Origin of the sequence: Streptantibioticus rubrisoli (assembly GCF_024436055.1) — a bacterium.
Classification (GTDB): Bacteria; Actinomycetota; Actinomycetes; order Streptomycetales; family Streptomycetaceae; genus Streptantibioticus_A; species Streptantibioticus_A rubrisoli.
The window spans coordinates 1-23,104 of sequence record NZ_JANFNH010000028.1 but is presented as its reverse complement, the minus strand read 5'-3'; the positions used below and the strand labels follow the sequence as shown (position 1 = coordinate 23,104).

Sequence of the window (23,104 nt, the reverse complement as noted above, 5' to 3'; positions counted from 1 at the left end):
CCGCGCGGTGGCGTCGGCACCCGCGTTCCGTCACCATCCCACGCCGCCGTCCACGTTGAGCACATGGCCGTTGACGTAGGAGCTGTCCTGCGAGGCGAGGAAGACCGCCACCTTGCCGACCTCCTCGCCGGTGCCCGGCCGCCCGGCGGCCAGCGCGCCGGAGAAGCGGCCCCACAGCGCCTCGTTGGCCATCAACTGACGCCCCATGCCAGCGTCGATGAAGCCGGGTGACAGGCAGTTCGCCGTGATGCCCAGCGGTCCCAGTTCCAGGGCGCATACCTGGGTGAACATCTCCACCGCCGCCTTGGACGCGCAGTAGGCGGCGGCGCCGGGCATGGGACGCCGGCCGATCAGCGACGAGAGCGTGATGACCCGGCCGCCCGGTGACTCCTTCAGGTAGGGGATCGCGGCGCGCACGGTGTGGAAGACACCGTTGAGGTTGGTGTCGATGACCTCGCCCCAGTGCTCGGCCGCCAGCGCCGCCACCGGACCTGGCCTGCTCACCCCGGCGTTGGCCACCACGATGTGCGGCCCGCCGAACTGCTCCTGCACCGTCGCCATCAGTTCCGTCATCGACTCGGGAACGGTCACGTCGGCCTTGAGCGTCGCGACCCCGGCCGGGGTCCGCCACTCACCCGGGTTGCGCCCCGCGGCCACGACGACGGCACCCGCCGCGGCGAGGGCCTCGGCGACATGGCGCCCGAGCCCGCGGCCACCACCGGTGATGACCGCCGTCCTGCCGTCCAACTGCATGATTCCTCCCGGCCGATGAGCCGCGCCGCTGCCGCGCCCTGTCCCCCGCGATGGTGCGCCAGTGCGGTGGTGATCCGCCGGAGCGCTGGTGGAGCGGTGGTACCGGCCGCTGGGAGTTCGGCCCGAGCGCCGCTCCACCCAGACGCGACCGTCCGTGCCGAGACTCGCTGCCACGAAGGCACGGAACCGCTACGAAGGCGCGGAGACGGGAGGGGAAGTTGGCACCGCACCGCTCCCCGACTCGCCCCTCGGCTCGCCCCCCGGCTCGCCCTCCGGCATCAGGCCGTACAGGTCAGCGGGCGGCCTCCGTTGTACTCGACCATCTCGCGCATCACCGGCGTGGAGCTGATGTAGCCGCCGGGAGCGCCGCCTTCCAACTCGAAGTAGGCGCGGTGCAGATTGGCCACCAGCCGCTCGGGATCGCGAAGTCCCGCGAACTCGCCGAGGTCGGCGCGGCGCGCCGCCTCCAGCGGTGTGAGCCCCTGTGCGCGGGCGGCCCTCGCCGTCTCCCGCACCCAGCGCAGATACGCCTCGTTGGCGTCGATGACCTCAGGGCCGCACACCTCACCGTGACCGCACACGATCACCCGCGGCTCAAGCTCACGCAGCCGCGCCATGGCCCGCAGCGACCCGTCGAGGGAACCCATCAGAACGAAGGGGGTGCAGCCGGAGAACAGGATGTCACCGGCGAACAGCACCCGGTGCTCCGGAAGCCAGGCCACGATGTCGTCCTGGGCGTGCGCCGTCCCGTAGTGCGCCAGCTCCACGCGCGGCCCGCCGGTGTGCAGCGTGAGATGGTCGCGCATGGTCACCGAGGGCAGGGTGATGTCGATCCGCCCCCAGGCCACGTCGTGCCACATCCGCTGCATCCCAAGGCCTTTGCGGACCACTTCGGCCGGTCCCAACTCGTGTGCGATCAGCGTCGCGTGCGGTGCGAACACCCAGTTGCCGAAGGTGTGGTCGCCGTGGTGGTGCGTGCTGACCACGAGTTGCCTACGGCCCGGGGCCAGGGTGAGCACGGTGTCGAGCAGTGCGCGGGCGCGCGACTCGGTCGCCGCGGTGTCGATCACGACCACCGCGTCGGTCCCGACCACGATGCCGGAGTTGCTGACGCACCAGCCGCCGTGGGGTTGTACGTACGCGTGGACCCCCGGGGCGATCTCCTCGGTCCTGGGCCGCGCTTCCGACCCGTTCTCGCCGACCTGTGAACGCATGTCTTCTCCGCAACGATGGGAATCAGGTGCCAGCCGATTAAGCCGCCGCGGGCTTGAGTACCGCTGGAGAGCCGCCCCATCGCCCAACCGCCCGCGCCGATCGGAGGACCACCGTGCCCGCGCTCCTTCAGCGTGATCCCGAACTGACCCGAGCCGTGCTCTTCCACTGGTTCGCCGGGCGCTCCCCCGGGTGGACCGGCGTCGATCTCGGACCGATCCGGCTCCCCGCGTCGATCGGCTGGTGCGCGGAGACCCTGCACTTCGACGCGGAGTGGACGCAGCACGGCAGGCGCCGCGCGGAACCACTGGCGCTGCGCATCGCGCCCACCCTGGAGCGGGTCCACCCCACCGCACGCTGGACCCGTCAGATCCGGCTGCACACCTGCTTACGGGGCACGGGCGTACCGCTGCCCGAGATCGTGGCGCACGAGCCCACCGGCACGGTGCTTGGGGCGCCGTTCCTGGTGTTGCGGCGAACCCCCGGCAACACGCCGTCCGATCTGCCCTCGTACCACCAGCACGGCTGGCTGGCCGGACTGCGGCCGGATGAGCGGCGGACCGTCTGGTTGGGTGGTCTGGAGGTGCTGGCCCGCATCCACACACTGGATCAGCTGCGGCTCGGCGCGCACTTCCTCCCGCGATCCGACCGGCAACTGGATGGCGCGGATGGTCAGTTGGCCTTCTACGGCGCGGGGGCCGACCCGACCGTACGGGCCGCGTTGCGGTGGCTGCGCGACAACCGGCCCGCCCCGTGCGGGGCCGACCATCTGCTGTGGGGCGACGCCAGGATCGGCGGCATCGTCTACCGGGGGAGTACGCCCGCCGCCGTACTCGGCTGGGAGATGGCCGAACGGGGTCGGCCCGAGGCGGACCTGGCCTGGTATCTGCACACGGATCGGTTCCTCAGCGAGGGGATGGGGATACCGCGGCTGGAGGGGCTGCCGGAACGCGACGAGACCGTCGCGCACTATGAGGATCTCGTCGGGCGCCCGGTGAAGGACCTGCCGTACTTCGAGGTCCTGGCGGCCTTCCGCCTCAGCGTGCTCACCGCCCGCCTCGCCCGACTGCTCGAGGAAAGCGGCGTACTACCCTCCGCTTCCGCCGCCGAGCTGCACCGCAACGCCGTCGCACTGCTCGACCTGGCGCTGTCGGCCACTCATGACGCGCCCGTCCACTCCGGTTGAACCGCGGTCGCGGTTGGCCGAAGCCCGCGAAGGGCGCTCGTACCATGACCGCCATGGAGCTGATCTTCTCTGATGTGGCGCCCGGCGACTCCGCCATGGCGGCCGAGGTCGCACCGTTAATCCGCGCGCTGCGTCCCACGCTTACCCACGAGTCGGCCATGGCGTTCGCGGCCGAAGCCCACCAGCAGGGTCTGGTGTTCACCGTCGCACGCGACGGGCGCGGCCGGTGCGTCGGGGTCGCCACGCACCGGGTGCTGGCAACCAGCCGTGGCCGACTGCTGTTCGTCGACGATCTCGTCACCGATCCCGAACTGCGCTCGTGCGGAATCGGCGCCCGGCTGTTGGCCGAGCTGGAGCAGCGCGGCCGAAAAGCGGGATGCGTCCGGATCGAACTCGACTCCGGAGTCACCAATCACGGCGCCCACCGCTTCTACCACGCCCACCGGCTCTCGATAACAGCCCTGCACTTCTCGGCAGAACTGGGCTGAGCCGGTTGGAGCCCGTTCGGTAAGGCTCTTGACTCACACACACACGCGCGTGCCTATGGTGGCACCTGTCCTTCCCCAAAGGGCAGGTGCCCGTATTCCGTTCTGGCTCGGCTGGTCCAAGGGCGCTGGAGAGCGGGCGGGCCCGCACCGTACGTGCGCTGGACGGAATTGCCGAATCCACTGACCACCAAAGCTTCGCTACCACTTCGCACTTGACGCCCAATGGGCAGCGAACAAGCCAGCCACTGGATTCCTCCATCCGGCCCCGCCTTACCATCGCGTGCCGCGGTTTAAAGCTGCCGCTGGGGCAGTGTCGGCTTTCAGCAGCTGCAACGCTGCCTTGGTGGGGGTGTCCTGCCCCGGGCTGAAGGTGACCAGGTGGTGGCGGGGGATTGCCTGGGAAGTCGAAGTTCTCGTAATCGAGCCTCAACACGCCGACCGCTGGGTGCTGAAGTGTCTTGGCCCCGTACGTGCGCTGCTCCACGTCCCCGGTATCCCAAAGTCGACGGAAGTCCGCACTGCGTCGGCGCAATTCGCCGACGAATGACGCCAGTTCGGCATCATCGGGGTGGCGTGCGGCGGACAGCCGTAGTTGTCCCACGGTTGCGGCGGCAACCTCTTCCCACTCGACGTGGAAGTCCCGGGCCGCCTGGTTGAGGGACAAGGCGCGGCCGACCCAGTTGCTCACCGCCTTCGACGCCACCCAGCACCTCCTCGGCAACCACCTGGTGACCGTCCGGGGGGACAGCGCGGAACTCGCCGCGGTGTTCCAGGCCGCCCACATCCTTGCCACCCGGTTCGGCTCACCACGGTGGACGCTGGGCGGCACGTACCGCTTCGGCCTCGCCTGGATCGACGACCGCTGGCTGACCAACGAGGTGGTGATGACCGCCACTGTGGCCCACGGCCGGGGTCGGCGCTGGTGGGATCAGCGGGCGCCGATGGTGTCCTTCCGAGTATCGGCCCTTGAAGTCCTGGGGCTTGGGTCATCCGGCACCGGCGAGCTTGAGCACGACGTGGAGGTCGTGGGCGGCGGCGAAGGCGCACAGGCCGCTGGCGCCCACCACGGCGGCGCAGGCGCCCAAGGGCAGCAGCGGGTACCGCGGCGGTCGCGGTTTCAGCAGTGCGGCGACGCGGCGAGGGACGGGCCCGGCGCGGCGGACCGGGTCGCGGCGCATCCCCAGCAGGCCCAGGGCGGCGGCCGAGAGCCGCCCTCGATCAGGAGTGTGCCTGGAGGCCAGTGCCGCCTTGCCCACCGCGCGGGCGACCTGGCGTCGGTCGCCGCACACGGCCGCCGCGTGCTCGTCGGCCCAGCGTTCCACGGTGTACGCGACGGCCGTGGCCGCCGGACGCAGCAGGGGGTTGGCGGCGGCGGCCAGGTGGGTGGCGGCGACGAAGGCGTAGTGGTGGGCTGCCAGATGGCCGCGTTCGTGGGCGAGCATGGCCTCGCGGTCGGCCTCGTCGAGGGCGTCGAGCATGCCGGTGGAGACCACGACCCGTCCCGGCAGACCGGGCAGCGCGTACGCCTCGGGGGCAGGGTCTTCCAGTACGACCAGTTCGTCGATGCCGGGCAGGCAGGCGGCCTCGAACCCGGCGGCGACCAAGGCCCGTACCCGACGCCACAGCAGGCGCAGCGCCGCGTACACCGCGGTGGCCAACAGCAGGCACGAGAGGGCGGCTTCGGCCGTCGAGACCGGGTCGCCCGCGCGTACGGTCGTCGCCGACCAGTGGCCGACCCAGGCGACCAGGGGCAGGCGGACCAGCCCGGCCACGGCGAGGACGCCGAGCGCGGCAGTACTGAAGGCGGCGAGTGCCACCGTCGAGGCGGTCAACAGCCAGGTCGCCAGGCGGGGTTCCAGGTGTTCGGCGAGCGGCCGGGCCGCGACCGCGGCCAACGCCGGGAAGAGCAGCGGCAGATACGCCAGCAGGTGCATCACCGGGCGGCCCTCACTGGCCGTCGGTGAGGTCGCCGTCGAGCATCTGACGCAGCAACTGCTCGTCGTCGGCCGACAGATCGCTGATGAAGCGGGAGAGCACCGCTTCCCGGTCGGGGTCGCTGTCCAGGACCTGCCGCATGCGCCGCGCGGTTATCCCATGGGCGTCGGCCACCGGCGCGTATGCGTAGGCGCGGCCCCGCTTTGCGCGGGTGAGCAGCCCCTTGTCGTGCATCCGGGACAGCACGGTCACCACGGTGCTGTAGGCCAGGTCGCCGCCCAGACGCTCCAGCACCTCCCCCGGTGAGAGGGCTTGCGGGGCCGCGTGCAGCAGCCCGAGGATCTCGGCTTCGAGCGCCCCACCGGGCCGCCGCCCGCCTGCCGGTTCCGCCGACTCGTGCTCGCCTGCCGCCATCGGTTGGTCGACCTTCCGTTCATGGTCTACAGCCCATAGAACTTCTACGATCATGTAGAAGTTCTTACCCTTCCAGAGTGTGCCATGACCGCGCGGCCTTTCTACCTCTGCCGCACCGAAGGTCCGGTCCGCTTCCCGATTGCGTCGACCTCCATCCCGCGCCGCTGTCGGCTCGAACGAGGGTGGTGGGCGATGGAGACCCCGCACGTTGCCGGGAGGCAGTAGTGGCCACATGGCTACATGACTTGGCTTCATGGCCAGGCCAAGGCCCGACACGATGGCCTCCACACCAGGTTCGTCAGTGACTTCGATGGGCGTTGAGCCGGGCTGCCTGGCGCGTCAGGTGGTCGCGCTCGGCGAGGTTGGGTGCCTTTTGGGCCGCCTCGGCGTACAGCCGTGCCGCCGTCGCCAGGTCGCCGTCACGCTCGTGGAGGTACGCCGCCACCGCTGCGTGGCGGGGCAGGGAGGCGTCCAGCGCCGCGAGTGCCGCCAGGCCCGCGCGCGGTCCGTCGGCCTCGCCGACGGCGACTGCGCGGTTGAGCCGGACGACCGGGTTGTCGGTCAGCCGCGTGAGTTCGTCGTACCACTCGACGATCTGCACCCAGTCGGTCTCCTCGGCGGTGGGCGCGTCAGCGTGGAGTGCCGCGATGGCGGCCTGGGCCTGGAACTCGCCCAGCCGGTCGCGAGCGAGAGCCGCCTGCAGGATCCCGACGCCCTCGGCGATCGACTCGGTGTCCCACCGGCCGCGGTCCTGCTCGGCGAGCGGTACCAGGCTGCCGTCAGGCGCGGTCCGGGCGGCGCGCCGGGCATGGTGGAGCAGCATGAGGGCGAGCAGCCCCGCCACCTCGGGGTCGTCGACCCGGGCGGCGAGCTGCCGGGTGAGCCGGATGGCCTCGGCGGCGAGGTCGACATCGCCGGAATAGCCCTCGTTGAAGACCAGGTAGAGGACGCGCAGCACGGTGGCGACGTCGCCGGGCTGGTCGAACCGCGCGCCAGCCACGGTGCGTTTGGCCCGGCTGATCCGCTGCGCCATGGTGGCCTCGGGCACCAGGTAGGCCTGGGCGATCTGGCGGGTGGTCAGCCCGCCGACGGCGCGCAGCGTGAGTGCGACCGCGGACGAGGGCGTCAGCGACGGGTGGGCGCACAGGAAGTAGAGCTGGAGCGTGTCGTCCGACGCGGGCGCGGGTCCGGGCACCGGCTCCTCCTCGACGAGGCTCTCACGGCGGCGGCGTGCGGCGTCCGACCGGGCCGCGTCGATGAACTTGCGCCAGGCCACGGTGACCAGCCAGCCCTTGGGATCCCGCATGGGGTATCCGCTGCTCGAAGAGCTCGCGGAGGGGTCGGCCGGCCACACGCGGAGCGCCTCGACCAGCGCGTCCTGCACGGCGTCCTCGGCCGCCGCGAAGTCGGCTCCGCGGCGGACGAGGATCCCGAGCACCTTCGGGGTGAGGCTTCGGAGCAGGGCCTCATCCATCGGCGGGGTCACTCCGTGATCGTGGGCGGGCAGCCCAGGAACGGGCGCAGCTCAAGCCACTCGTGGATCGGCTTGCCGCCCGCGCCGGGGGCGGCCGACAACTCCCCCGCCAACTCAAGGGCGCGCTCGTAACTGTCGACGTCGATCACCATCCAGCCGGCGATGAGGTCCTTGGTCTCGGCGAACGGGCCGTCGGTGACCGGCTGGCGCCCCTCACCGTCGTACCGCACGAACGTGCCCTCGGGGGCGAGCGCCTGGCTGTCGACGAACTCGCCGGTCTTCTGGAGCCGGGCCGCGAAGTCCCGCATGTACTGCATGTGCGCCGAGATCTCCTCCGGCGTCCACTGATCCATCGGCACGTCGTTAACCGGAGCCGGGGCGCCGCGGTAGTGCTTGAGCAGCAAGTACTTGGCCATCGTGTTTCTCCTCGCTGGTGCGATCCATTGTGGCCGCTTCACCTCGGAGACGGAGCCGGTCACGGGTTCTCGACATCACCGTCCGATTTTTTTTGGGCTCTCGCGGATGAGCCTGGGCGAGCCGTCTCACGACGTCCGGGTCCACAGCGTGGCGCGAGGACGAGCGCTTCGAAGATCGACACCGACCAAACACCCGACTCTTGGCCCATGAGTAGGCCTTCCAGCACCCAGCGCGTGCGCTGACGCGCTCCCCCTCGCGCTCCCCTTGGGTTCCGTGGCACGGCTTGATGCGCGGCCACCTTTCCCGAAAGCGCTGCAGGATAAGCAAAAGACCAGGTCAGAAACTGTCTGACCTGGTCTTCCAGGGAGCCGCCTAAGGGAATCGAACCCTTGACCTACGCATTACGAGCAAGCCGGACGTAGTCCGGCGACGTCCGGCGGTGTCCATCTGCGCTGGTCAGCCCAAGGGGCGGACAGTGGTGGGCACCGCTGGACAGGGGTGTACTGCTACTGATCTTGCAACGGAGGCTGCCGGGGCGGGTGCCTACTTGCAGGCATCCGCCTCATTGCTTCGATCAGCGACTAGCGAGTGCCAGCGCAAGCGCGACCGAGCACCGCTTTGCAGGTTCGATCCAGGGGGCTGGCTCTGCCTAGCGCCTTCGCTGCTGTACAGCCACAACGGATCAACGGCGGCCGCGACCTGCGTCCGCCTAATCGATCAACGTCCTGACCTGCTGCTGAGCTGTCGGTATCTGTCGGCGTTGATCATCGTTGAGCGCCCTTCCACGGCCCCAGGACAGGCCGGGAGGGCGTTCCGGCCTAGAGAGCGCTAGCTGCTCGCGAAGTCCCCCGTCCAGACAACTCGCGGCAGACTTCGCGCATCTCTGGGTGAACTGTCACGGTGTCAGTCCATAATACGAGGAACGCCAGCAGGGGACGGGAGTTATGGAGAACTTCGATCTAACTAGGCTAACGGACTTCGATTTCGAGGCTGTCTGCAAGGACATTTTCGAGGCAGAGTACGGGTTGAGGCTTGAAATATTCTCACCTGGCGCCGATTCTGGAGTCGATCTACGCTATCTCCATGCAGGCAATACTCACCTAGTGGTCCAATGTAAGCACTGGGTCCGCTCGCCGCGCTCAAAGCTGATAGAGCGCATCAAGGATTCCGAACTCCCGAAAGTGCAAAGGCTGCAACCGGATAGATATATCCTAGCCACTTCCGTAGAGTTGACGAAGGGCGCCAAGGATAAGATATACAATATCCTGTCACCATACGTGAAGACGCCGAGCGACATCTACGGCATCACGGAAATAAATGCACTGCTCCGCAAACATGAAAGTGTTGTCAGGCGTCATGTCCGCCTATGGCTGACCAGTGCTTCGGTCTTGTCTGCACTGCTGTCCAAAAGTGTTTTGACGCGCTCTCAGCAACTCGCAGAAGAGTTGGATTCCACGCTGCGAACATATGCGCCTAACGAGAGCTACGGCAGGGCTGTGGACCTTCTGGAGACGCGGCACACGTGCGTCATAGCGGGGATCCCTGGTATCGGTAAGACAACCTTGGCGCAAGTTCTCTGTGCTGGCTATGTGAGCGAAGGATATGAGCTAGTCGAGATATCTGCGGATCTTGAGGAAGCGAACTCTCTCTGGGACGACAAAGTTGCGCAGATCTACTACTATGACGATTTTCTAGGGCAGACAACTCTAGAAGAGAAGCTCGGAAAAAATGAAGACAGCCGCCTTATTGCCTTTATGGGCAGGATTGAAAAGTCTCGTAACAAGCGGTTTGTCCTCACGACGCGTGAGTATATTCTCGCTCAAGCGCGCCAGCGATACGAAAAGCTCCATAGGCACCGCTTCGATCTGCAGACCTGTGTTGTCGACATGGCGGATTACACGTATCGCGCCAGAGGAACCATTCTCTATAATCACGTCTATGCATCCGGGCTCAGCGATGATATAAAGTCAACCTTTGCGGATCCTGCAGTATATCGACCAATTATTCAGCATCAGAACTTCAATCCCCGCGTGGTGGCAGCAACTATTGCCGAAGCGGATAGCTTCCCGTCCGCCGATGAGGATATCGGGGGACGTATCCTGGAGAATCTCGGAGACCCTCGAAGCGTGTGGTCCCATATAGTGAGTCATCAACTGAAAGACCCTGACGTTCAACTTCTGGCGCTCACTTACTCGTTTATGGGCGGCGTTTACCTGGGGGATATGCAGGATCTCTGGACTTCCTTGGGGCGAAGTTCTAGAGATCTGCGAACCTCTCTCGCCATGCTTGACGGAACAATGTTAAGGACCTATCGAAAATCCGATAGAATCTTCCTGGCCTTCCATAATCCATCCGTTCGCGACTTCATGCGAGAATACCTATTTGAGGATCGCTCGAGTTTCCTTCAGCTCGTCAAGTGCTTCTCTCATTTTGAGCAGATCGAGGCTCTCTTGGTGATGGCTAATCAACAAGAAGCAGTTCTTCGGTTCTTCAAGCAGAATTTGAAGATCGTCGAAAGTGTAGTGCTGAAGGCATTTGACTCACAGGGTCTACGTAGTGACGGTGTAAACACGAGCACCGATCCAGCGCAACGTGCGAGGATGTATCTGCACCTTGGTGAAGTCCTCGCCTCTGAACCGATCCTAGAGTGTGCGCGAAAGGCGATCGTTGAAGACGAAGCCATTCTCGACGCATACGATCCACAGGATGTTATCGATATTATCCAGTTTTTGAATGAGTCGGATCGGGAGTCATTGCGTAACGCCCTCCCGGACGCTGTCGATATGGCGGTTGAATGGATCACGGGAGATTTGTCGTCCTGGGACTTGATGGAATCTGCTAAAAGCTTCCTTGAGAGCGACTCCGATATTTTTCCGAATTCGGCAATTCTAGACGTCGAGGAGCATATGCAGAGATACGCCGAGGATGCGATTGCGGCATGGGCAGAGGAGGGGCCTGACTCGATGATTGATCACTCGGTAATGGAAGGGGTCTTGGCTTTCGCGAATGAATATAAGGATCCGGAGCGAACTTTCCCCGGCTATGGTGAAGCGGTAGATAAGGTGGCGGACCTTGATGAGGACGGAGGTGATTACGGCAGGCGTGAGCTATCGGGATCTGATTCCGGGATGAGCTATATTCAGGAGATGAGAGATGTTGCGGACATGATGGGTTCGCTTCGGGCTGATGATTCAGGTTGACGCGATCTACCGCGGCGCTGGTAGGCGACCCACGGCCCAGCACACTTCTTCCGCCAAGGCCAGGATCTCGCCGAGCGCGCTCAGGATCTCGCTTTCGTCGTTGGGGACTTTCCGGCTCCAGATCGTTGCCCCGGTGGCATCGATGGCGGTCATCCAGTGATGGGCTTTACCGGCGTCGATACCGACCCAGAGACGGGCTGGTCGATCGGCCATGGGCATCTCCTCACCGTCGGGCAGTATCCATTCGTCCGGAGGACACCCGCCGTCAGCTCCGTAAACAGCGACCAATGCGCACATCTCAATCGGCGGCCGGGCGTCCCGGAGAGCCGGGCGGCCACTCCGCCGGAGCCACCGAGGGCAAGCGGCTTTAGAGCCACACCCGACTCTCCCGGACAGCCGAACAACTTACGGAGCGGCTTTGGGCTGGAGCCGCTTTGGCGCGAGTGATCATGGACCCGTAAGCTTCCGGCGCGTAGGGCAGTCTGTGGACCTCCCCGGTAAAGCACGACGTTGGAACCGTGATCTTAGAGACTCTGCCCCAAAGTGGCTGCCTAAAAGTCGTGGAGCCGACCGCCTCAGCCACAAAGGGTTTCTCCCACCTTCTTGCCCGCAGCCGCCGGGCGCGGCCAGCCGGGGCGGATCTCGCTTTATAGCCAATCTATCGGTCCCGCTTCTTGCCATACCCTTTGGAAGCTTGCCTCATAGGCGTTGACTATCGCTGCCTTGCCTGTCGCGTTGAGGTGCACCACTGGGGAGAGAGATGCAGGCTGCCCGTAGACATGCGCGTTGATCAATATCTCATCATCGACACAGAAGATCGAATTATAGAGAGTCGTGCTGTGCTTACGAATTACAACGTTCGGCGCATGACTTAGAGGGTGCAGTAGAACACAGGAATTTCGTATGCGTGCCGCCATAGCGTCACCAATGCCTTCTTCGCCGCCGCGGGTGGTGACGTAGTCGCTGTCTGGGTCGCCCAGAAGCAGGCGCACCCTGACTCCTGCCGCTGCTTTGCCCGCCCAGATACGGAGGATGGCGGCGTCCTCTACGAGGAAAAGTCCGCTGTAGACCAGGACGCCGATCTCATGCTCTGCGCGAGCGAAGAATGTGCGCCAGACTTCCTGGGGGACCATCCAGCGGTGGGGGTAGATCGCTTGGATTTCTGGGCCCAGGGAGCGTGGTTGGCGGCGTCGGCCAGCATCTGGCCATAGCTCGGGCTCCTGTACGCCGACCAGCTCACTGACACGCCTACGGTGACGAGCGTGCGGCACTCGGCCGCCTAGCCAGCGGCTCACTGTCTTGGGGTCTACCTCGCACCGTGCCGCCACGTTGACGACGTCCAGACCGGCACGCGAAAACGCCTGCTTCAGGGCGTAGTTCATTGGCTGCTCCCGCCCGGAGGGACGTTTCCAATGTAGCGAAGACGTCCCAAGACGTCCCTAGAACGCGGTACTTGAGCAGGTCCGCCGTCAGAAGACTCCTGCACATGCAGAGCCTGTTGGCGACAGCCTCAACCTGTGAGGTACCCCTGTGAGCAGTTCCCCAAGTCGGCCTCTGGCCGCCCAAGGGCACCCGGACCACGATGAGTTGCTTGCCTACCTGGTCCTCGACAATGCCCCGGCTTCCGTACCTCTCGCTCGTCAGTTCGCGAGACTCGCGCTGACGGCGCGCGGGTACCAGGCCCACACGGGCACCCTGGAGTTGGTCACATCGGAGCTCGTGACCAACTCGGTGGTCCATGCGCAGCCCTCTTGCGACGCGCCGATCAGCGTTCGTCTGTTGGCCCAGGGGGCTGTGCTACGCCTCGAAGTGAACGATGGGAAGCGGCGACGGCCGACGCCGCGCACAGCACGTCCCGACCACGAAAGCGGTCGTGGACTGCGGATCGTCGAAGCGCTGACGATGAGCTGGGGCAGCTACCTCACCAACCACGGCAAGTGCGTGTGGTGCGAGGTGGACACGAAGTGCCGCGTGGAATGGCGGTCACAGTGAAGCCCACGGCAGTGAGCGTGACCAGCCGCGGAGCGTACGCGTGGCCCGGCTATTGGTGCGAGTGCCTTCTCTACGGTGCCACGGACCACAGTGTGGACTTGGTGGCCTCGTTCGACGCGACCAGGCCCGAGCAGGCCATTCGGTGGGTTCGCGTCGCGCTCCGGACCCTCGTTTCCGTGCTCTCCCCGGAGGAGACGGAACGAGTCCACGACTGGCTTGCACTCGGGCACCACGAGTCCATCCACCGCCTACGGGACGGTAAGCCGTTCTCCTTCTCAATCTCACATGCGGACAAGCACGTTGAATGGACGGCAAGGCAGGTGCTTTTTCTGCCTCTGCCGCATCGGAAGTCCGGTCTGCTCCCGCCATGCGTCGACCTGTATCCCGGACCGCTGTCGGCTCGAACGAAGGTGGTGGGCGAATGAGGGCCTGCACGTGGCCGGGACGCACCAGCGGCTACACGACCAGACCAAGACCCGAGACGATGGCCTCGGCACCAGGTTCAACGAGCGCGAACGACCCACGAGAGGACAGCGTGAGTCCGAGATCGACGGCATGGGGCGCGTACACGAAGATCGCGAGCGCTCTGCGGGAACGCATCCGTTCAGGGGCCGTACGCCCGGGGGAGCTGCTGCCCTCCGAGGCCGCGCTGTCGGCCGAGTTCGGCGTCGTCCGCAACACCCTGCGGCGGGCGCTCGCGCAGCTCGAAAGCGAGGGGCTGATCGAGTCTCTTCCGGGGCGTGGGCGGGTGGTGCGCCCGGCGGACGAGCAGGGAGCGGGTCCGGCACGGCCCAAGCCCCCGCAGTACCGCCAGATCGCCGCGGATCTCCGGTCGGCGATCGAGAGCGGGGAACTGGCGGCGGGTGCCGCTCTTCCCAGCGAGGCCACGCTGACGGCCCGCTACGGCGTCTCTCGCGGCACGGCACGGCAAGCGCTGGCCGATCTATGCGGTGCTGGACTTGTCGAATCTGTGCAAGGCAAGGGCTGGTTCGTGTGCGGCGGTTAGCCTCGATGCATGGACGTCACACGGGCTCGCGACCTTGCACGTCGACTGCTTGAGGAACCGCTACCTCGTCGCTGGGCGCATTCCCAGGGCGTTGCGGCTCAGGCCGAGCGTCTGGCGCCGATCCTGGGGGACGATGCCGAACTCCTGCAATGTGCCGCATGGCTGCATGACATCGGCTACTCCCCCACCATCTCGAAGACCGGATTCCACCCGTTGGACGGCGCGCGTTACCTGCGGGACGTCGAACATGCCGACCGCAAGCTGTGCAATCTCGTGGCGCACCATTCCTGCGCTCTGATCGAAGCCGAGGAGCGGTCCCTCGATCATGAGCTTTCGGAGGAATTCGGCGTTGAGGACGGCGAGTTGGTCGATGCACTGATCTACTGCGATATGACGACGACTCCCGATGGGCAGGAGACAACGGCGGGCGAACGCCTCTCGGAGATCCTGTCCCGATATGGGCCGGGGCATGTCGTCAGCCGGTCGATCGAGCGTGCTGCGCCGCAGATCCAGGCGGCGGAGAGCGCGGTGCGGGCGCGGCTCGCGCGGTGGTGATCCACCCCCTACCCGAGGTGGAGAGTGCCGCTGTTGTCCACGTAGTGCTCGATGCGCATACGCATCGACCTGTCCATCTGGAGTTCAGCGAGCCTAGCTCGCGGGACCCACTCCACCTCGCGTGACTCGTCGCTCGGCGTTGGCTCTCCGCCGGTCGCCCGAGCGGTGAAGACGACAGAGAATTCCTGCCTGCACTCGCCGTTGCTGGTGTAGAGGATCACGTGCCGAGGGTCGGTGTAGATGCCGACGAGTCCGGTGATCTCGCAGGTAATGCCCGTCTCCTCCTCGACCTCTCGGACGCCGGTAGTGGGAAGCGACTCGCCCAAGTCCATGGCGCCGCCAGGGAGAGCCCAGTTTCCGTTGTCGCTTCGGCGGATCATCAGGATCTCGTCGTGCTCGTTCAGGACGACGACGTTGGCCGAGGGAACGAGGCTGTTGGCCTTCGGAGCCTGCGCGTCGTCGAAGTAGTCAATCCTGCTCGCCATGCTCATCCCCACGTAAGAGGTTTCGCCTGTGCCCAGACCTTTTCGAAGCTTTCGAGGTACGTGTTCACCATCTCACCCCCGGGGATCCGCTTCAGGTGCAGGACCGGAGCGTGGGACGCGGCGAAGCCGTACACGTGCGTGTTCACGAGGAGTTGATCGTCGGCGCAGTACATGGAGTTGTACAGGACCGTGTCATGTAGGCGGATGTCGATCCCGGAGACACCGCCTACAGCACGCTCATACAGCACCATCACATTGCGGATCTTTGCCGCCATGGCGTCGTCGATTCCTTCGTCGGCCCCTCGGTTCGCCACGTGGGGGCTGTCCGGGTCGCCCAACAGGATGCGCACGTGAACCCCCGCCCGAGCCTTCTCAGCGAACGTGCGCAGGACTCCGGCGTCCTCCGCGAGGAACAGGCCGCTGTAGACCAGGACGCCGATCTCGTGTTCCGCCGTGGCGAAGAGATGTCCCCAAGCATCCCTGGGCACTGCCCAGCGATGGGGGTACACCGTCAGGATCTCGCTCTCCGAGGCGCTGGCCACCTGTTGGCGCGGCAGGGCCTCGGGCCACAGGTACGCCTCGTCGACGCTGAGGAAAGTGGCCACGGCGTACCGGTGCCGCCGGTACGGCATGCGCCCGCCTATCCAGCGCTCGACCGACTTCGGATCGACGTCCACAGCACTGGCCAGGGCGTTTGGGGTCACGCCTCGTTCCAGAAGGGTCGCTCGTAATCTCTCGTTCGGCATGTACCCCCACTTGGGACATCTGAGGACGTCCATGTCCTCGGGGACGTCTTGCACACGTCCAGTCATGTGGTGATCCGGTCCCATCCTCTCATCGGATGCTCGTTGTCGTGCGGATTCGTCCGCACAGATCCATCGACAACTGCGAGTCGAGATCCCCTCGTTGACAGTGCTCGGCGCTGCCGCGACGCTTAGAACTTGCGCATGTTGCGCATGCTCAAGTTCGCAGCTCCTCCGGTCTCGACTCCGATCTCGGAGAGGAGGCGCGATGCGATCCAGGAAGAGGAACGTCCAGGAAGCACAGCCGGATACGCCCCGGATCTGCCTGTGTGGCGCGCAAGTCGAGGGGAGCGGCGATCTGTGCCGGAAGTGCCGTGGTCGGCTCCGCTGGCTGCGGCGGGCGAGCGGCAAACGGCGGGACCAGTGGCGCGAGTTCAACCGGTCCAACTTCTTCTTCAACGAGGCGGTGAGCGCATCGTGACCACGCAGACGACCCAGTTGGTGCCCGCAAAGCACAAGGGCCACCGCCCGTGGGGGAAGCAGCCAGCGGCCGTCGAACTGAGTGCCATCTCGGTTCGGCCCGCTGTGCACTACACCCGCCCGTGGTCCGCCGCCACCGAAGATGTCCCGTTCGCGTTCCGGCTGGCCGTGCTGCCTGTACGGGCTATGGCTCTCGTCGTGCTCTGGGCGACGTCGTCGCCACAGCGGCTGTCCGTCGCCGTTGCGCTGTCCAGCGTGCTCGCGCTCGTGCTTCTCGGCTGAACCAGGAAGGAGGTGCCATGTTCCTCTCAATGTCGGCAATCGTCCTGCTCGGAGCCGCGATCTTCGCGCTCTGGCGCTTCGGGCGGCTCTCGCCCTGGCATGCCGTGCTCTGCACGCTCTTCGGCTTCTTCCTCGCGTCCAGCTCCGTCGCGCCGTACATCGGCGCGACGGTCCGCGCGGCGGCTCGCCTTTTGGCAGGCATCCATCCGTGAAGTCCCAACCCGTAGAAGGAGGAATGCACTTGAACCGAACTCCTCGTAGGTATGCGCGGCGGCTCCGCAAGCAGATCGGAGGTGCCGATGCGCCGCCGTTCATGCTCGTGGTGAACGACCGCTACTCCGGGGCCGTACTGGAGGCTGTTGCGCGGTGGCTGTTCCGCTATCGCTCCGAATTGGCACCCATCGTCGTCGGGCTGTGGGTCGGAGTCGCCGGCCTGGTCCTGCACTCGACTCATCCGGGTGTGTGGCCGTTGATCGCGATTGGGTCCGTGCTCCTGTCTGGGGCGGTGCTCAAGGGGTGGCTGCTACGGCGTCTCGACCGCTTTGAGGAACGGCTGTACGCGGCTGTGACGGCCTTCGCGGCGGGTGGCTGGCTGGCCAGTGCCACGGCGCTCGGCGGGGGCTGCTTCCCCTTGCCCTGGCTGCTCCTCGTCGGCACGCTGGCAGCCGCGGTGCCGTGGTGGACTCACCGGCGGCGTAGGGCACGGGTCGCCGTCGATCGCACCATCCGAGCGTGGCCTGACGTCGCCGAGTCCATCGGCCTGGTCGGCTCGCACGTCGTCTCGGCTGCCGTTGATCTGTGGGGCTGGCGCGCCCGTGTCAGCCTGCGCCGGGGCCAGACCGTGGCGGACGCGTTGAGCCGCGTCCCGGCCATCGAATCGGGGCTGGGGACGCGACCCGGGGCGGTACGCGTCACGCCGGACGAGAGCCGGGCCGACCGGTTCACGCTGCGGGTGCTCGATCGCGACCCGCACGCGGAACCCATCCCGTGGGCCGGTCCGTCCGTGGCATCGATCTGCGACCCCATCGAACTCGGCGTCTACGAGGACGCCTCTCCCGTCCGAGTCTCTCTCCTACGTCGTCACGCACTGATCGGCGGTATCGCCGGTTCCGGCAAGAGCGGAGTCCTGAATGTCATCCTCGCGAATCTCGCCGCGTGCCGGGACGTCGTGCTCTGGGGCATCGACCTTAAGGGAGGCATGGAACTCCAGCCGTGGGCCGCCTGCCTCGACAGGCTGGCGACCACGCCCCGAGAGGCCGCCGCCCTACTGCACGACGGAGTACGGGTGTTGGAGGGGCGGGCGGGGGCGCTGAGCCGTCGTGGGCTGCGCGTCTGGGAGCCGAGCGAGACAGCTCCAGCACTGGTGATCGTGGTGGACGAGTACGCGGAGCTGGCCGAGGAAGCCGGAGACGCGCTCGTACACGCCGACTCGATAGCGCGACGTGGCCGAGCCGTCGCTGAGACGCTGCTCGCCGCCACCCAGCGACCGACCCAACAGGCCATGGGCAGGAAGGCCGTTCGCTCGCAGATGGACGTACGGGTCTGCCTGCGCGTACGGGAGCGGCGGGACGTCGACCTGATACTCGGGCAAGGGATGCTCGCCGCAGGGTGGGCAGCGCACATGCTGGACGCGCCAGGGAAGTTCCTGCTCTCCGCCCCCGGTGCCGACGCTCCGCAGCGTGCTCGCGCGTTCCTCGTCAGGGACGCGGATGTCCACGCCACCGTGGATCGGTACAGCCCCAGTCGGACCGCTCTCGACTCGCTCTCGCTGTCGGCCACCCGTCCCGACGTCACGCCTGATGAGGACTCCGACGTCGTCGACGCCGAACTCGTCGACGTTTCGGCTAGCGCACCGCCCCAGGGGCCAGAAGCGGTACTACTCGATGCCCTCAACGACGCACCGCCACAAGGCCGTTCCGTCGCCGAGCTAATGCGGGCCACCGGCATGGGGCGCACGTGGGTCTACGACCGTTTGCAGGAGTACGCCAGCGCCGGACGCGTCGTCCAAGTCTCCCGAGGCCGCTGGCGAGCGCACCAAGGCGGCGACTCGGCGGCAGCCATGACCGGATAGCCGTCCGCGTCCGCCGGACGTCCGCGCCACCCCGCGCGCCTGCGCGTATGGGGCCGCGGACGCCGCTCGCGGACGGGCCCACGGACGACCCCACACCCCGAAAGAAGGTGATCACCACGACCATCGCCAACCCGACCGAACGCCTCGTCTACACCGTCGCGGAAGCCGCGTACGCCCTACGGATCGGCAGGAGCAAGCTCTATGAACTTCTCGCCTCGGGTGAGATCGAATCCATCCACATCGGCCGGAGCCGCAAGATCCCCGCCAGTGCGCTCGACGACTACCTGACCGACTACGCGAACAGGAGGTATCCGCATGAGCAAACGACAACCCAACGGCAACGCCAAGATCTTCCTTGGCTATGACGGTGACTACCACGGCTTCATCACCGTCGGCCTCAAAGACGACGGCTCGCCCGATCGACGGCATCGTCAGGGCAAGACGGCAGGCGAAGTACGCGACAAGCTGCGCGAGTTGGAGCGCAAGCGGGACGCTGGCCACGTGCCCGGCAAGGGGCGCGTCCCGACCGTCGAGGAGTGGGTCACGGCCTACCTCGACACCATCGCGCCGCGCACCCTGGCGCCCCGCTCACTCGACGACTACCGGTCCAAGGCGAAGAACTGGATCATCCCCGGACTCGGGCAGCACAAGCTCGACCGAGTCCAGCCCGAGCACCTTGATCGGCTCTACGCCAAGATGCTCGACGCCGGTAAGGCTCCGAGCCACGTGCTCAAGGTCCACCGCGTCCTGTCCCGGATGCTCAAGATCGCTGTGCAGCGTGGCATCGTGGCGCGCAACGTAGCGCAGCTAGTCCAGCCGCCCACGGTTCGGGAGGCGGAGATCATCCCGTTCACGCGGGAGGAGACACGCAAGATCCTCGCAGCCGCGCAAGCCCAACCCAGCGCGGTCCGTTGGGCGGTGGGGCTCGCGCTCGGGCTCCGGCAAGGCGAGGCGCTGGGGCTGCGCTGGACGTACCTCGACCTGAACACCGGCCGCGTACGCGTGTGGTGGCAGCTCCAGCGCAACACCTGGCGGCACGGGTGCGACGACCCGCACGCTTGCGGCGCGAAGCGCCACAAGACCAGGCCGTGCCCGAAGACGTGCAAGCAGCACAAGCGGAAGTGCCCGCCACCGTGCCCGAAGGACTGCGTGCGCCACGCCAGCACGTGCCCGGAGCGCAAGGGTGGCGGGCTTGTCTTCCGGGAGCCGAAGGGCAAGAGCAAGCGCACCATCTCGCTCCCGCCCGAACTCATCCCCGTGCTCGAAGCGCACCGCGTCGCCCAGCAGCGTCAACGTGCCTTGGCGGGCACAGCCTGGGAGGAGCGCGATCTCGTGTTCTGCCAGCCGGACGGGCGGCCGGTTGACCCTCGGGACGACTGGGAGGACTGGAAAGGGCTGTTACGCGCCGCGGGAGTACGGGACGCCCGCGTGCATGACGGTCGCCACACGTCGGCGACGCTGCTCCTCGAATACGGCGTCGACGTCCGGATCGTGATGGAGACCCTCGGTCACTCCGATCTGCGCGTCACCACCCGGTACACGCACATCGCGACGCCGCTGGCGCAGGAAGCCGCTCGGCGGATGGGACAGGCCCTCTGGGGCAACAACACCAGTCCTCAGCCGAGCACGGCGGAACCCATCGCCACAGCCGCGCACGAAGGCCCTACTGCTACGGGCGCTGCTACGGAAAAAGCCCAGGTCTCCGACGCGAACGTCGTTGACCTGGGCTTTTATCGGAGCCGCCTAAGGGAATCGAACCCTTGACCTACGCATTACGAGTGCGTCGCTCTGGCCGACTGAGCTAAGGCGGCGTGTTGCAACGGCGCTAAGTCTACACAGTGTGCGGGGGTGCTCCGCACGGGACGTGTTTTACGGAGCGTAGGGGCTGTCCACGGTGATCCGGGGTGTCTTCGCCCGTCCGCGCGAGTGCGCCCTCGGGCTGGGGCGCTGGTGTCAGGAGCAGGTCTTGCCGGGGGGTGGGACCCTGCCCTCCAGAAGGTAGAGGTTGACGGCGGTGTCGATGCAGTCGTTGCCGCTGGCGTAGGCGGTGTGGCCGTCGCCCTGGTAGGTCAGCAGGTGTCCGGACGACAGCTGGCTGGCGAGCGAGCGGGCCCACTGGTACGGGGTCGCCGGGTCGCGGGTGGTGCCGACGACGAGGATGGGTGCGGCGCCCTTGGCCTCGATGCGCATCGGTCGGCCGGTGGCCTTGACCGGCCAAGGGGCGCAGCTCAGGGTCATCCAGGCGAAGTCCGGTCCGAGGTGCGGCGAAGCCTTGCGGAAGGCGGGCAGCACGGCCTGGACGTCGGCCACGCTGCGGGTGGCGGGGGGCAGGTCGAGACAGTTCACGGCGGCGTTGGCGTACATCAGGTTGGAGTAGGAGCCGTCGCTGGAGCGTTCGTAGTACTGGTCGGAGAGGGCGAGCAGCGGGCCGCCGTCGCCGCGGTTGGCGGCGGCCAGGGCGACCCGTAGCACCGGCCACAGCTGCTTGGCGTACATCGCCTCGATCAGCCCGGAGGTGCCCAGCGACTCGCCGAGCTGGCGGCTCTGGCCGGTGGGCAGCGGGTGCGCGTCGAGGCTGCTGAGGAAGCTGACGATGTACCGGCCGGCGGCGTCGGTGGTCTGGCCCATGGGGCAATCGGGGTGCTGCGCGCAGTCCTTGGCGAACGACTGGAAGGCGGTCTCGAAGCCCTCGGCCTGGGTGCGGCTCTCTTCGAGGGAGGACAGCGAGGGGTCCATGGCGCCGTCGAGCACCAGGCGGCCCACCCGGGACGGGAAGAGGCCCGCGTAGGTGGCGCCGAGCATGGAGCCGTAGGACTTGCCGAGGTAGTTGAGCCTGGCGTCACCGAGCAGGGACCGCAGGATGTCCATATCGCGGGCCGCCTCGATGGTGCTGATGTGCCGGAGCAGCTTCGCGGCGCGCTGCTCGCAGCCGTCCGCGAAGCGCTTGTCGGCGGCGCTGATCGCGTTGATCTCCGACCGGTTGTGCGGGTCGTTGTCGACCTGGGTGAACGCGTCCATCTGACGGTTCGTCAGGCATACGACGGGATCGCTGTGGGCGACGCCGCGCGGGTCCATGCCGACGATGTCGTAACGGGCGCGCACCGGCGCGGGGTAGTGGGTGGCGGCGATCTGCGCGTAGTCGATCGCGGAGCCGCCGGGTCCGCCCGGGTTGACCAGCAGTGAGCCGATCCGCTGGCCGGGTCCTGTGGCCCTCTTGCGGGTGATCGAGAGGGTGAGGTCGTCGGCGGCGACTGGGTGGTGATAGTCGAGTGGGGCCTTCATGGTGGTGCACTGGAAGCCCCCGGAACCACAGTCGTGCCACACCAGCTTCTGTTCGTAGTACGGCTTGAGCGCGTCCGGGATGGTGGCGGGTAGCGGCGCCAGGGGGGCGGCCGCCCGGTTGGCGGCCGTCGTCTGTGACGCGGCGACGGCGCCGGTGGGCGTCGAGGCGGCGGCGCTGTGTCCGGCGCCCGCCGAGCAACCGGACAGCAGCAGGCCCGCGACGGCGAGCACGGTCGTGGAGGTACGGAGCAGGCGTGCGGTGTCCATGGGTGCCACAGGTCCTCCCGTCGGGTTTCGCGAGCCTATCCACACCGTCGTCCGGTATGCGTGCTTCCGCGAGTTCTTATGAGTGACTGTTCGGCCGGGTTTTCGATCGAACCGAAGGTCAGCGGGCCCGTCGGGCGGTGCCCAGTCAGTGGATGTGGAAGACGGCCATCCGGGTGAGCCGGTGCCTTCGGCGGAAGTACGCCAGGCGGTGCCCGTGCGAGTGCCTGTGGCGGTACGGGTGCGGGTGCAGTTCCTCGGTGAGGTAGCCGGAGACCAGGGCGAGCAGATGGCGGTGGGCGTCGCCGCCGAGGGCGGGGTCGCGGGTGACCTCGTCGAGGAACCGGGCCCGCACCCCTACTCTGCGCAGCGCGGCGCGCAGCCGCAGCCCGGAGGCCCGCTGCCGTACCTCGTCCACGGCGGCGGCGAGCAGCAGCCGCGGCCGGGCACCGGGCGTCACACGCGGGACGGCGTCGTACGTACCGGAGACGCCCGCCGCCGCGCGGTACCGCTCGGGGTGCGCCAGTTCGGCGCGCACCGCGCACTGGGCGCGGTCCCCCAGGCCGATCACCGCGCGGGCGGCGCGGCCCCGGGCGGCGTGGTAGCGGCGGGCGGCGGCGTCGAGCGCGGCGGACGGGTCGGTGGCGCAGTCGCGCGCCTGGACGACGATCAGCGGATCGGCCAGCCCATGGGCAACCGAGCCAGCCAGCGCGGCGTACAGCCGCCCGCCGTCTCGATCACCCGGTAGATAGGCCGCGACCAGCGGAAACGCCGGTTCGCCCGGACGGTCGTACTGGGCGGGCAGCCAGACCCTGGTCCCGTCCGGCAGTTCCTGCAGGGTGCCGCCAGCCGGGTGGGCCACGGT

Annotated in this window: 23 protein-coding genes, 1 tRNA gene and 2 pseudogenes; 12 read left to right on the top strand and 14 right to left on the bottom strand. The window is 67.1% G+C overall.

Going from position 1 to position 23,104, the window contains the following annotated elements:
* Window positions 1-30: 30 nt before the first annotated feature.
* Entirely contained in the window at window positions 31-753 is a 723-nt protein-coding gene (locus tag NON19_RS21395) for an SDR family NAD(P)-dependent oxidoreductase (RefSeq protein WP_255930382.1), read from the bottom strand.
* A 278-nt stretch (window positions 754-1,031) separates the two neighbouring features.
* A complete protein-coding gene (locus NON19_RS21390; RefSeq protein WP_255930380.1) occupies window positions 1,032-1,967 on the bottom strand; it encodes an MBL fold metallo-hydrolase in 936 nt (311 codons plus the stop codon).
* Window positions 1,968-2,080: 113 nt separating this feature from the next.
* On the opposite strand from NON19_RS21390, the gene NON19_RS21385 reads away from it, so the two are divergent.
* Both NON19_RS21385 and NON19_RS21380 read left to right on the top strand, forming a co-directional pair.
* Window positions 2,081-3,151 (top strand): phosphotransferase family protein, encoded by a 1,071-nt coding sequence (locus tag NON19_RS21385; RefSeq protein WP_255930378.1) that lies wholly within the window; start codon window positions 2,081-2,083, stop codon window positions 3,149-3,151.
* A 53-nt stretch (window positions 3,152-3,204) separates the two neighbouring features.
* A complete protein-coding gene (locus tag NON19_RS21380) occupies window positions 3,205-3,639 on the top strand; it encodes a GNAT family N-acetyltransferase (protein WP_255930376.1) in 435 nt (144 codons plus the stop codon).
* Here the strand turns inward: NON19_RS21380 and NON19_RS33745 are convergent.
* The 5 genes from NON19_RS33745 to NON19_RS21355 form a co-directional block, all read right to left on the bottom strand.
* Window positions 3,557-4,423 carry an MmyB family transcriptional regulator gene (locus NON19_RS33745; protein ID WP_372514223.1) on the bottom strand — a complete coding sequence of 289 codons (867 nt, stop codon included), beginning with the start codon at window positions 4,421-4,423 and terminating at the stop codon, window positions 3,557-3,559. The genes NON19_RS21380 and NON19_RS33745 overlap by 83 nt on opposite strands.
* A gap of 202 nt (window positions 4,424-4,625) precedes the next feature.
* Window positions 4,626-5,573 carry a M56 family metallopeptidase gene (locus NON19_RS21370; RefSeq protein WP_255930457.1) on the bottom strand — a complete coding sequence of 316 codons (948 nt, stop codon included), beginning with the start codon at window positions 5,571-5,573 and terminating at the stop codon, window positions 4,626-4,628.
* Between the two features lie 13 nt (window positions 5,574-5,586).
* Window positions 5,587-5,988: a BlaI/MecI/CopY family transcriptional regulator gene (locus tag NON19_RS21365; RefSeq protein WP_255930374.1), complete on the bottom strand. Its 402-nt coding sequence runs from the start codon at window positions 5,986-5,988 to the stop codon at window positions 5,587-5,589.
* Window positions 5,989-6,286: 298 nt separating this feature from the next.
* Entirely contained in the window at window positions 6,287-7,462 is a 1,176-nt protein-coding gene (locus NON19_RS21360) for an RNA polymerase sigma factor (RefSeq protein WP_255930372.1), read from the bottom strand.
* A gap of 8 nt (window positions 7,463-7,470) precedes the next feature.
* Window positions 7,471-7,878, bottom strand: a complete 408-nt coding sequence (locus NON19_RS21355; RefSeq protein WP_255930370.1) for a YciI family protein — start codon at window positions 7,876-7,878, stop codon at window positions 7,471-7,473.
* Between the two features lie 945 nt (window positions 7,879-8,823).
* On the opposite strand from NON19_RS21355, the gene NON19_RS21350 reads away from it, so the two are divergent.
* A complete protein-coding gene (locus tag NON19_RS21350; RefSeq protein ID WP_255930368.1) occupies window positions 8,824-11,079 on the top strand; it encodes an nSTAND3 domain-containing NTPase in 2,256 nt (751 codons plus the stop codon).
* A 30-nt stretch (window positions 11,080-11,109) separates the two neighbouring features.
* Here NON19_RS21350 and NON19_RS21345 read toward each other — a convergent pair.
* Together NON19_RS21345 and NON19_RS21340 are read right to left on the bottom strand one after the other, a co-directional pair.
* Window positions 11,110-11,292 (bottom strand): annotated as a pseudogene (locus tag NON19_RS21345) (IS110 family transposase); the annotation flags it as partial.
* A 434-nt stretch (window positions 11,293-11,726) separates the two neighbouring features.
* On the bottom strand, window positions 11,727-12,461 hold the full coding sequence (locus tag NON19_RS21340; protein WP_255930366.1) for an XRE family transcriptional regulator: 735 nt from the start codon (window positions 12,459-12,461) through the stop codon (window positions 11,727-11,729).
* Window positions 12,462-12,666: 205 nt separating this feature from the next.
* Between NON19_RS21340 and NON19_RS21335 the strand changes: the two genes are divergently transcribed.
* The 3 genes from NON19_RS21335 (at window position 12,667) to NON19_RS21325 (ending at window position 14,632) form a co-directional block, all read left to right on the top strand.
* Window positions 12,667-13,071, top strand: coding sequence for an ATP-binding protein (locus NON19_RS21335; RefSeq protein WP_255930364.1), 405 nt, complete (start codon window positions 12,667-12,669; stop codon window positions 13,069-13,071).
* A 535-nt stretch (window positions 13,072-13,606) separates the two neighbouring features.
* The gene (locus NON19_RS21330; protein WP_255930362.1) at window positions 13,607-14,077 is read left to right on the top strand and encodes a GntR family transcriptional regulator; all 471 of its coding nucleotides are present in this window, start codon (window positions 13,607-13,609) and stop codon (window positions 14,075-14,077) included.
* A gap of 9 nt (window positions 14,078-14,086) precedes the next feature.
* Window positions 14,087-14,632 carry an HD domain-containing protein gene (locus NON19_RS21325; RefSeq protein ID WP_255930360.1) on the top strand — a complete coding sequence of 182 codons (546 nt, stop codon included), beginning with the start codon at window positions 14,087-14,089 and terminating at the stop codon, window positions 14,630-14,632.
* Window positions 14,633-14,640: 8 nt separating this feature from the next.
* Here NON19_RS21325 and NON19_RS21320 read toward each other — a convergent pair whose 3' ends face one another.
* Both NON19_RS21320 and NON19_RS21315 read right to left on the bottom strand, forming a co-directional pair.
* Entirely contained in the window at window positions 14,641-15,117 is a 477-nt protein-coding gene (locus tag NON19_RS21320; protein ID WP_255930358.1) for an NUDIX hydrolase, read from the bottom strand.
* Window positions 15,118-15,119: 2 nt separating this feature from the next.
* Window positions 15,120-15,863, bottom strand: a complete 744-nt coding sequence (locus NON19_RS21315) for a helix-turn-helix domain-containing protein (RefSeq protein ID WP_255930356.1) — start codon at window positions 15,861-15,863, stop codon at window positions 15,120-15,122.
* A gap of 265 nt (window positions 15,864-16,128) precedes the next feature.
* Here NON19_RS21315 and NON19_RS21310 point away from each other — a divergent pair, with 265 nt between their 5' ends.
* The 6 genes from NON19_RS21310 (at window position 16,129) to NON19_RS21285 (ending at window position 20,457) form a co-directional block, all read left to right on the top strand.
* Window positions 16,129-16,341 carry a hypothetical protein gene (locus tag NON19_RS21310; RefSeq protein WP_255930355.1) on the top strand — a complete coding sequence of 71 codons (213 nt, stop codon included), beginning with the start codon at window positions 16,129-16,131 and terminating at the stop codon, window positions 16,339-16,341.
* Complete coding sequence (locus tag NON19_RS21305; RefSeq protein ID WP_255930354.1) at window positions 16,338-16,622, top strand: hypothetical protein; 285 nt, start codon at window positions 16,338-16,340, stop codon at window positions 16,620-16,622. The genes NON19_RS21310 and NON19_RS21305 overlap by 4 nt, the downstream gene beginning before the upstream one ends.
* Before the next feature lie 17 nt (window positions 16,623-16,639).
* The gene (locus NON19_RS21300; protein ID WP_255930353.1) at window positions 16,640-16,834 is read left to right on the top strand and encodes a hypothetical protein; all 195 of its coding nucleotides are present in this window, start codon (window positions 16,640-16,642) and stop codon (window positions 16,832-16,834) included.
* Window positions 16,835-16,857: 23 nt separating this feature from the next.
* Window positions 16,858-18,693, top strand: a complete 1,836-nt coding sequence (locus NON19_RS21295) for an FtsK/SpoIIIE domain-containing protein (RefSeq protein ID WP_255930352.1) — start codon at window positions 16,858-16,860, stop codon at window positions 18,691-18,693.
* Between the two features lie 107 nt (window positions 18,694-18,800).
* Window positions 18,801-19,058, top strand: coding sequence for a helix-turn-helix domain-containing protein (locus NON19_RS21290; RefSeq protein ID WP_255930351.1), 258 nt, complete (start codon window positions 18,801-18,803; stop codon window positions 19,056-19,058).
* A complete protein-coding gene (locus tag NON19_RS21285) occupies window positions 19,009-20,457 on the top strand; it encodes a tyrosine-type recombinase/integrase (protein ID WP_255930350.1) in 1,449 nt (482 codons plus the stop codon). The genes NON19_RS21290 and NON19_RS21285 overlap by 50 nt, the downstream gene beginning before the upstream one ends.
* On the opposite strand, the gene NON19_RS21280 is transcribed toward NON19_RS21285, so the two are convergent.
* The 3 genes and pseudogenes from NON19_RS21280 to NON19_RS21270 all read right to left on the bottom strand — a co-directional run.
* Window positions 20,431-20,504 (bottom strand) — tRNA-Thr (locus tag NON19_RS21280). The two genes, NON19_RS21285 and NON19_RS21280, sit on opposite strands and share 27 nt — an antisense overlap.
* A gap of 142 nt (window positions 20,505-20,646) precedes the next feature.
* Window positions 20,647-22,242 carry an alpha/beta hydrolase gene (locus NON19_RS21275; protein ID WP_255930349.1) on the bottom strand — a complete coding sequence of 532 codons (1,596 nt, stop codon included), beginning with the start codon at window positions 22,240-22,242 and terminating at the stop codon, window positions 20,647-20,649.
* 145 nt (window positions 22,243-22,387) lie between these two features.
* Window positions 22,388-23,104 (bottom strand): annotated as a pseudogene (locus tag NON19_RS21270) (hypothetical protein); the annotation flags it as partial.

Coding starts and splice junctions, on each gene's coding strand:
- NON19_RS21300 (WP_255930353.1), top strand. CDS start 16,640: ATGTTCCTCTCAATGTCGGCAATCGTCCTGCTCGGAGCCGCGATCTTC.
- NON19_RS21395 (WP_255930382.1), bottom strand. CDS start 753: ATGCAGTTGGACGGCAGGACGGCGGTCATCACCGGTGGTGGCCGCGGG.
- NON19_RS21350 (WP_255930368.1), top strand. CDS start 8,824: ATGGAGAACTTCGATCTAACTAGGCTAACGGACTTCGATTTCGAGGCT.
- NON19_RS21360 (WP_255930372.1), bottom strand. CDS start 7,462: ATGGATGAGGCCCTGCTCCGAAGCCTCACCCCGAAGGTGCTCGGGATC.
- NON19_RS21320 (WP_255930358.1), bottom strand. CDS start 15,117: ATGGCGAGCAGGATTGACTACTTCGACGACGCGCAGGCTCCGAAGGCC.
- NON19_RS33745 (WP_372514223.1), bottom strand. CDS start 4,423: ATGTGGGCGGCCTGGAACACCGCGGCGAGTTCCGCGCTGTCCCCCCGG.
- NON19_RS21275 (WP_255930349.1), bottom strand. CDS start 22,242: ATGGACACCGCACGCCTGCTCCGTACCTCCACGACCGTGCTCGCCGTC.
- NON19_RS21365 (WP_255930374.1), bottom strand. CDS start 5,988: ATGGCGGCAGGCGAGCACGAGTCGGCGGAACCGGCAGGCGGGCGGCGG.
- NON19_RS21340 (WP_255930366.1), bottom strand. CDS start 12,461: ATGAACTACGCCCTGAAGCAGGCGTTTTCGCGTGCCGGTCTGGACGTC.
- NON19_RS21310 (WP_255930355.1), top strand. CDS start 16,129: ATGCGATCCAGGAAGAGGAACGTCCAGGAAGCACAGCCGGATACGCCC.
- NON19_RS21390 (WP_255930380.1), bottom strand. CDS start 1,967: ATGCGTTCACAGGTCGGCGAGAACGGGTCGGAAGCGCGGCCCAGGACC.
- NON19_RS21325 (WP_255930360.1), top strand. CDS start 14,087: ATGGACGTCACACGGGCTCGCGACCTTGCACGTCGACTGCTTGAGGAA.
- NON19_RS21315 (WP_255930356.1), bottom strand. CDS start 15,863: ATGCCGAACGAGAGATTACGAGCGACCCTTCTGGAACGAGGCGTGACC.
- NON19_RS21380 (WP_255930376.1), top strand. CDS start 3,205: ATGGAGCTGATCTTCTCTGATGTGGCGCCCGGCGACTCCGCCATGGCG.
- NON19_RS21370 (WP_255930457.1), bottom strand. CDS start 5,573: ATGCACCTGCTGGCGTATCTGCCGCTGCTCTTCCCGGCGTTGGCCGCG.
- NON19_RS21355 (WP_255930370.1), bottom strand. CDS start 7,878: ATGGCCAAGTACTTGCTGCTCAAGCACTACCGCGGCGCCCCGGCTCCG.
- NON19_RS21295 (WP_255930352.1), top strand. CDS start 16,858: ATGCACTTGAACCGAACTCCTCGTAGGTATGCGCGGCGGCTCCGCAAG.
- NON19_RS21285 (WP_255930350.1), top strand. CDS start 19,009: ATGAGCAAACGACAACCCAACGGCAACGCCAAGATCTTCCTTGGCTAT.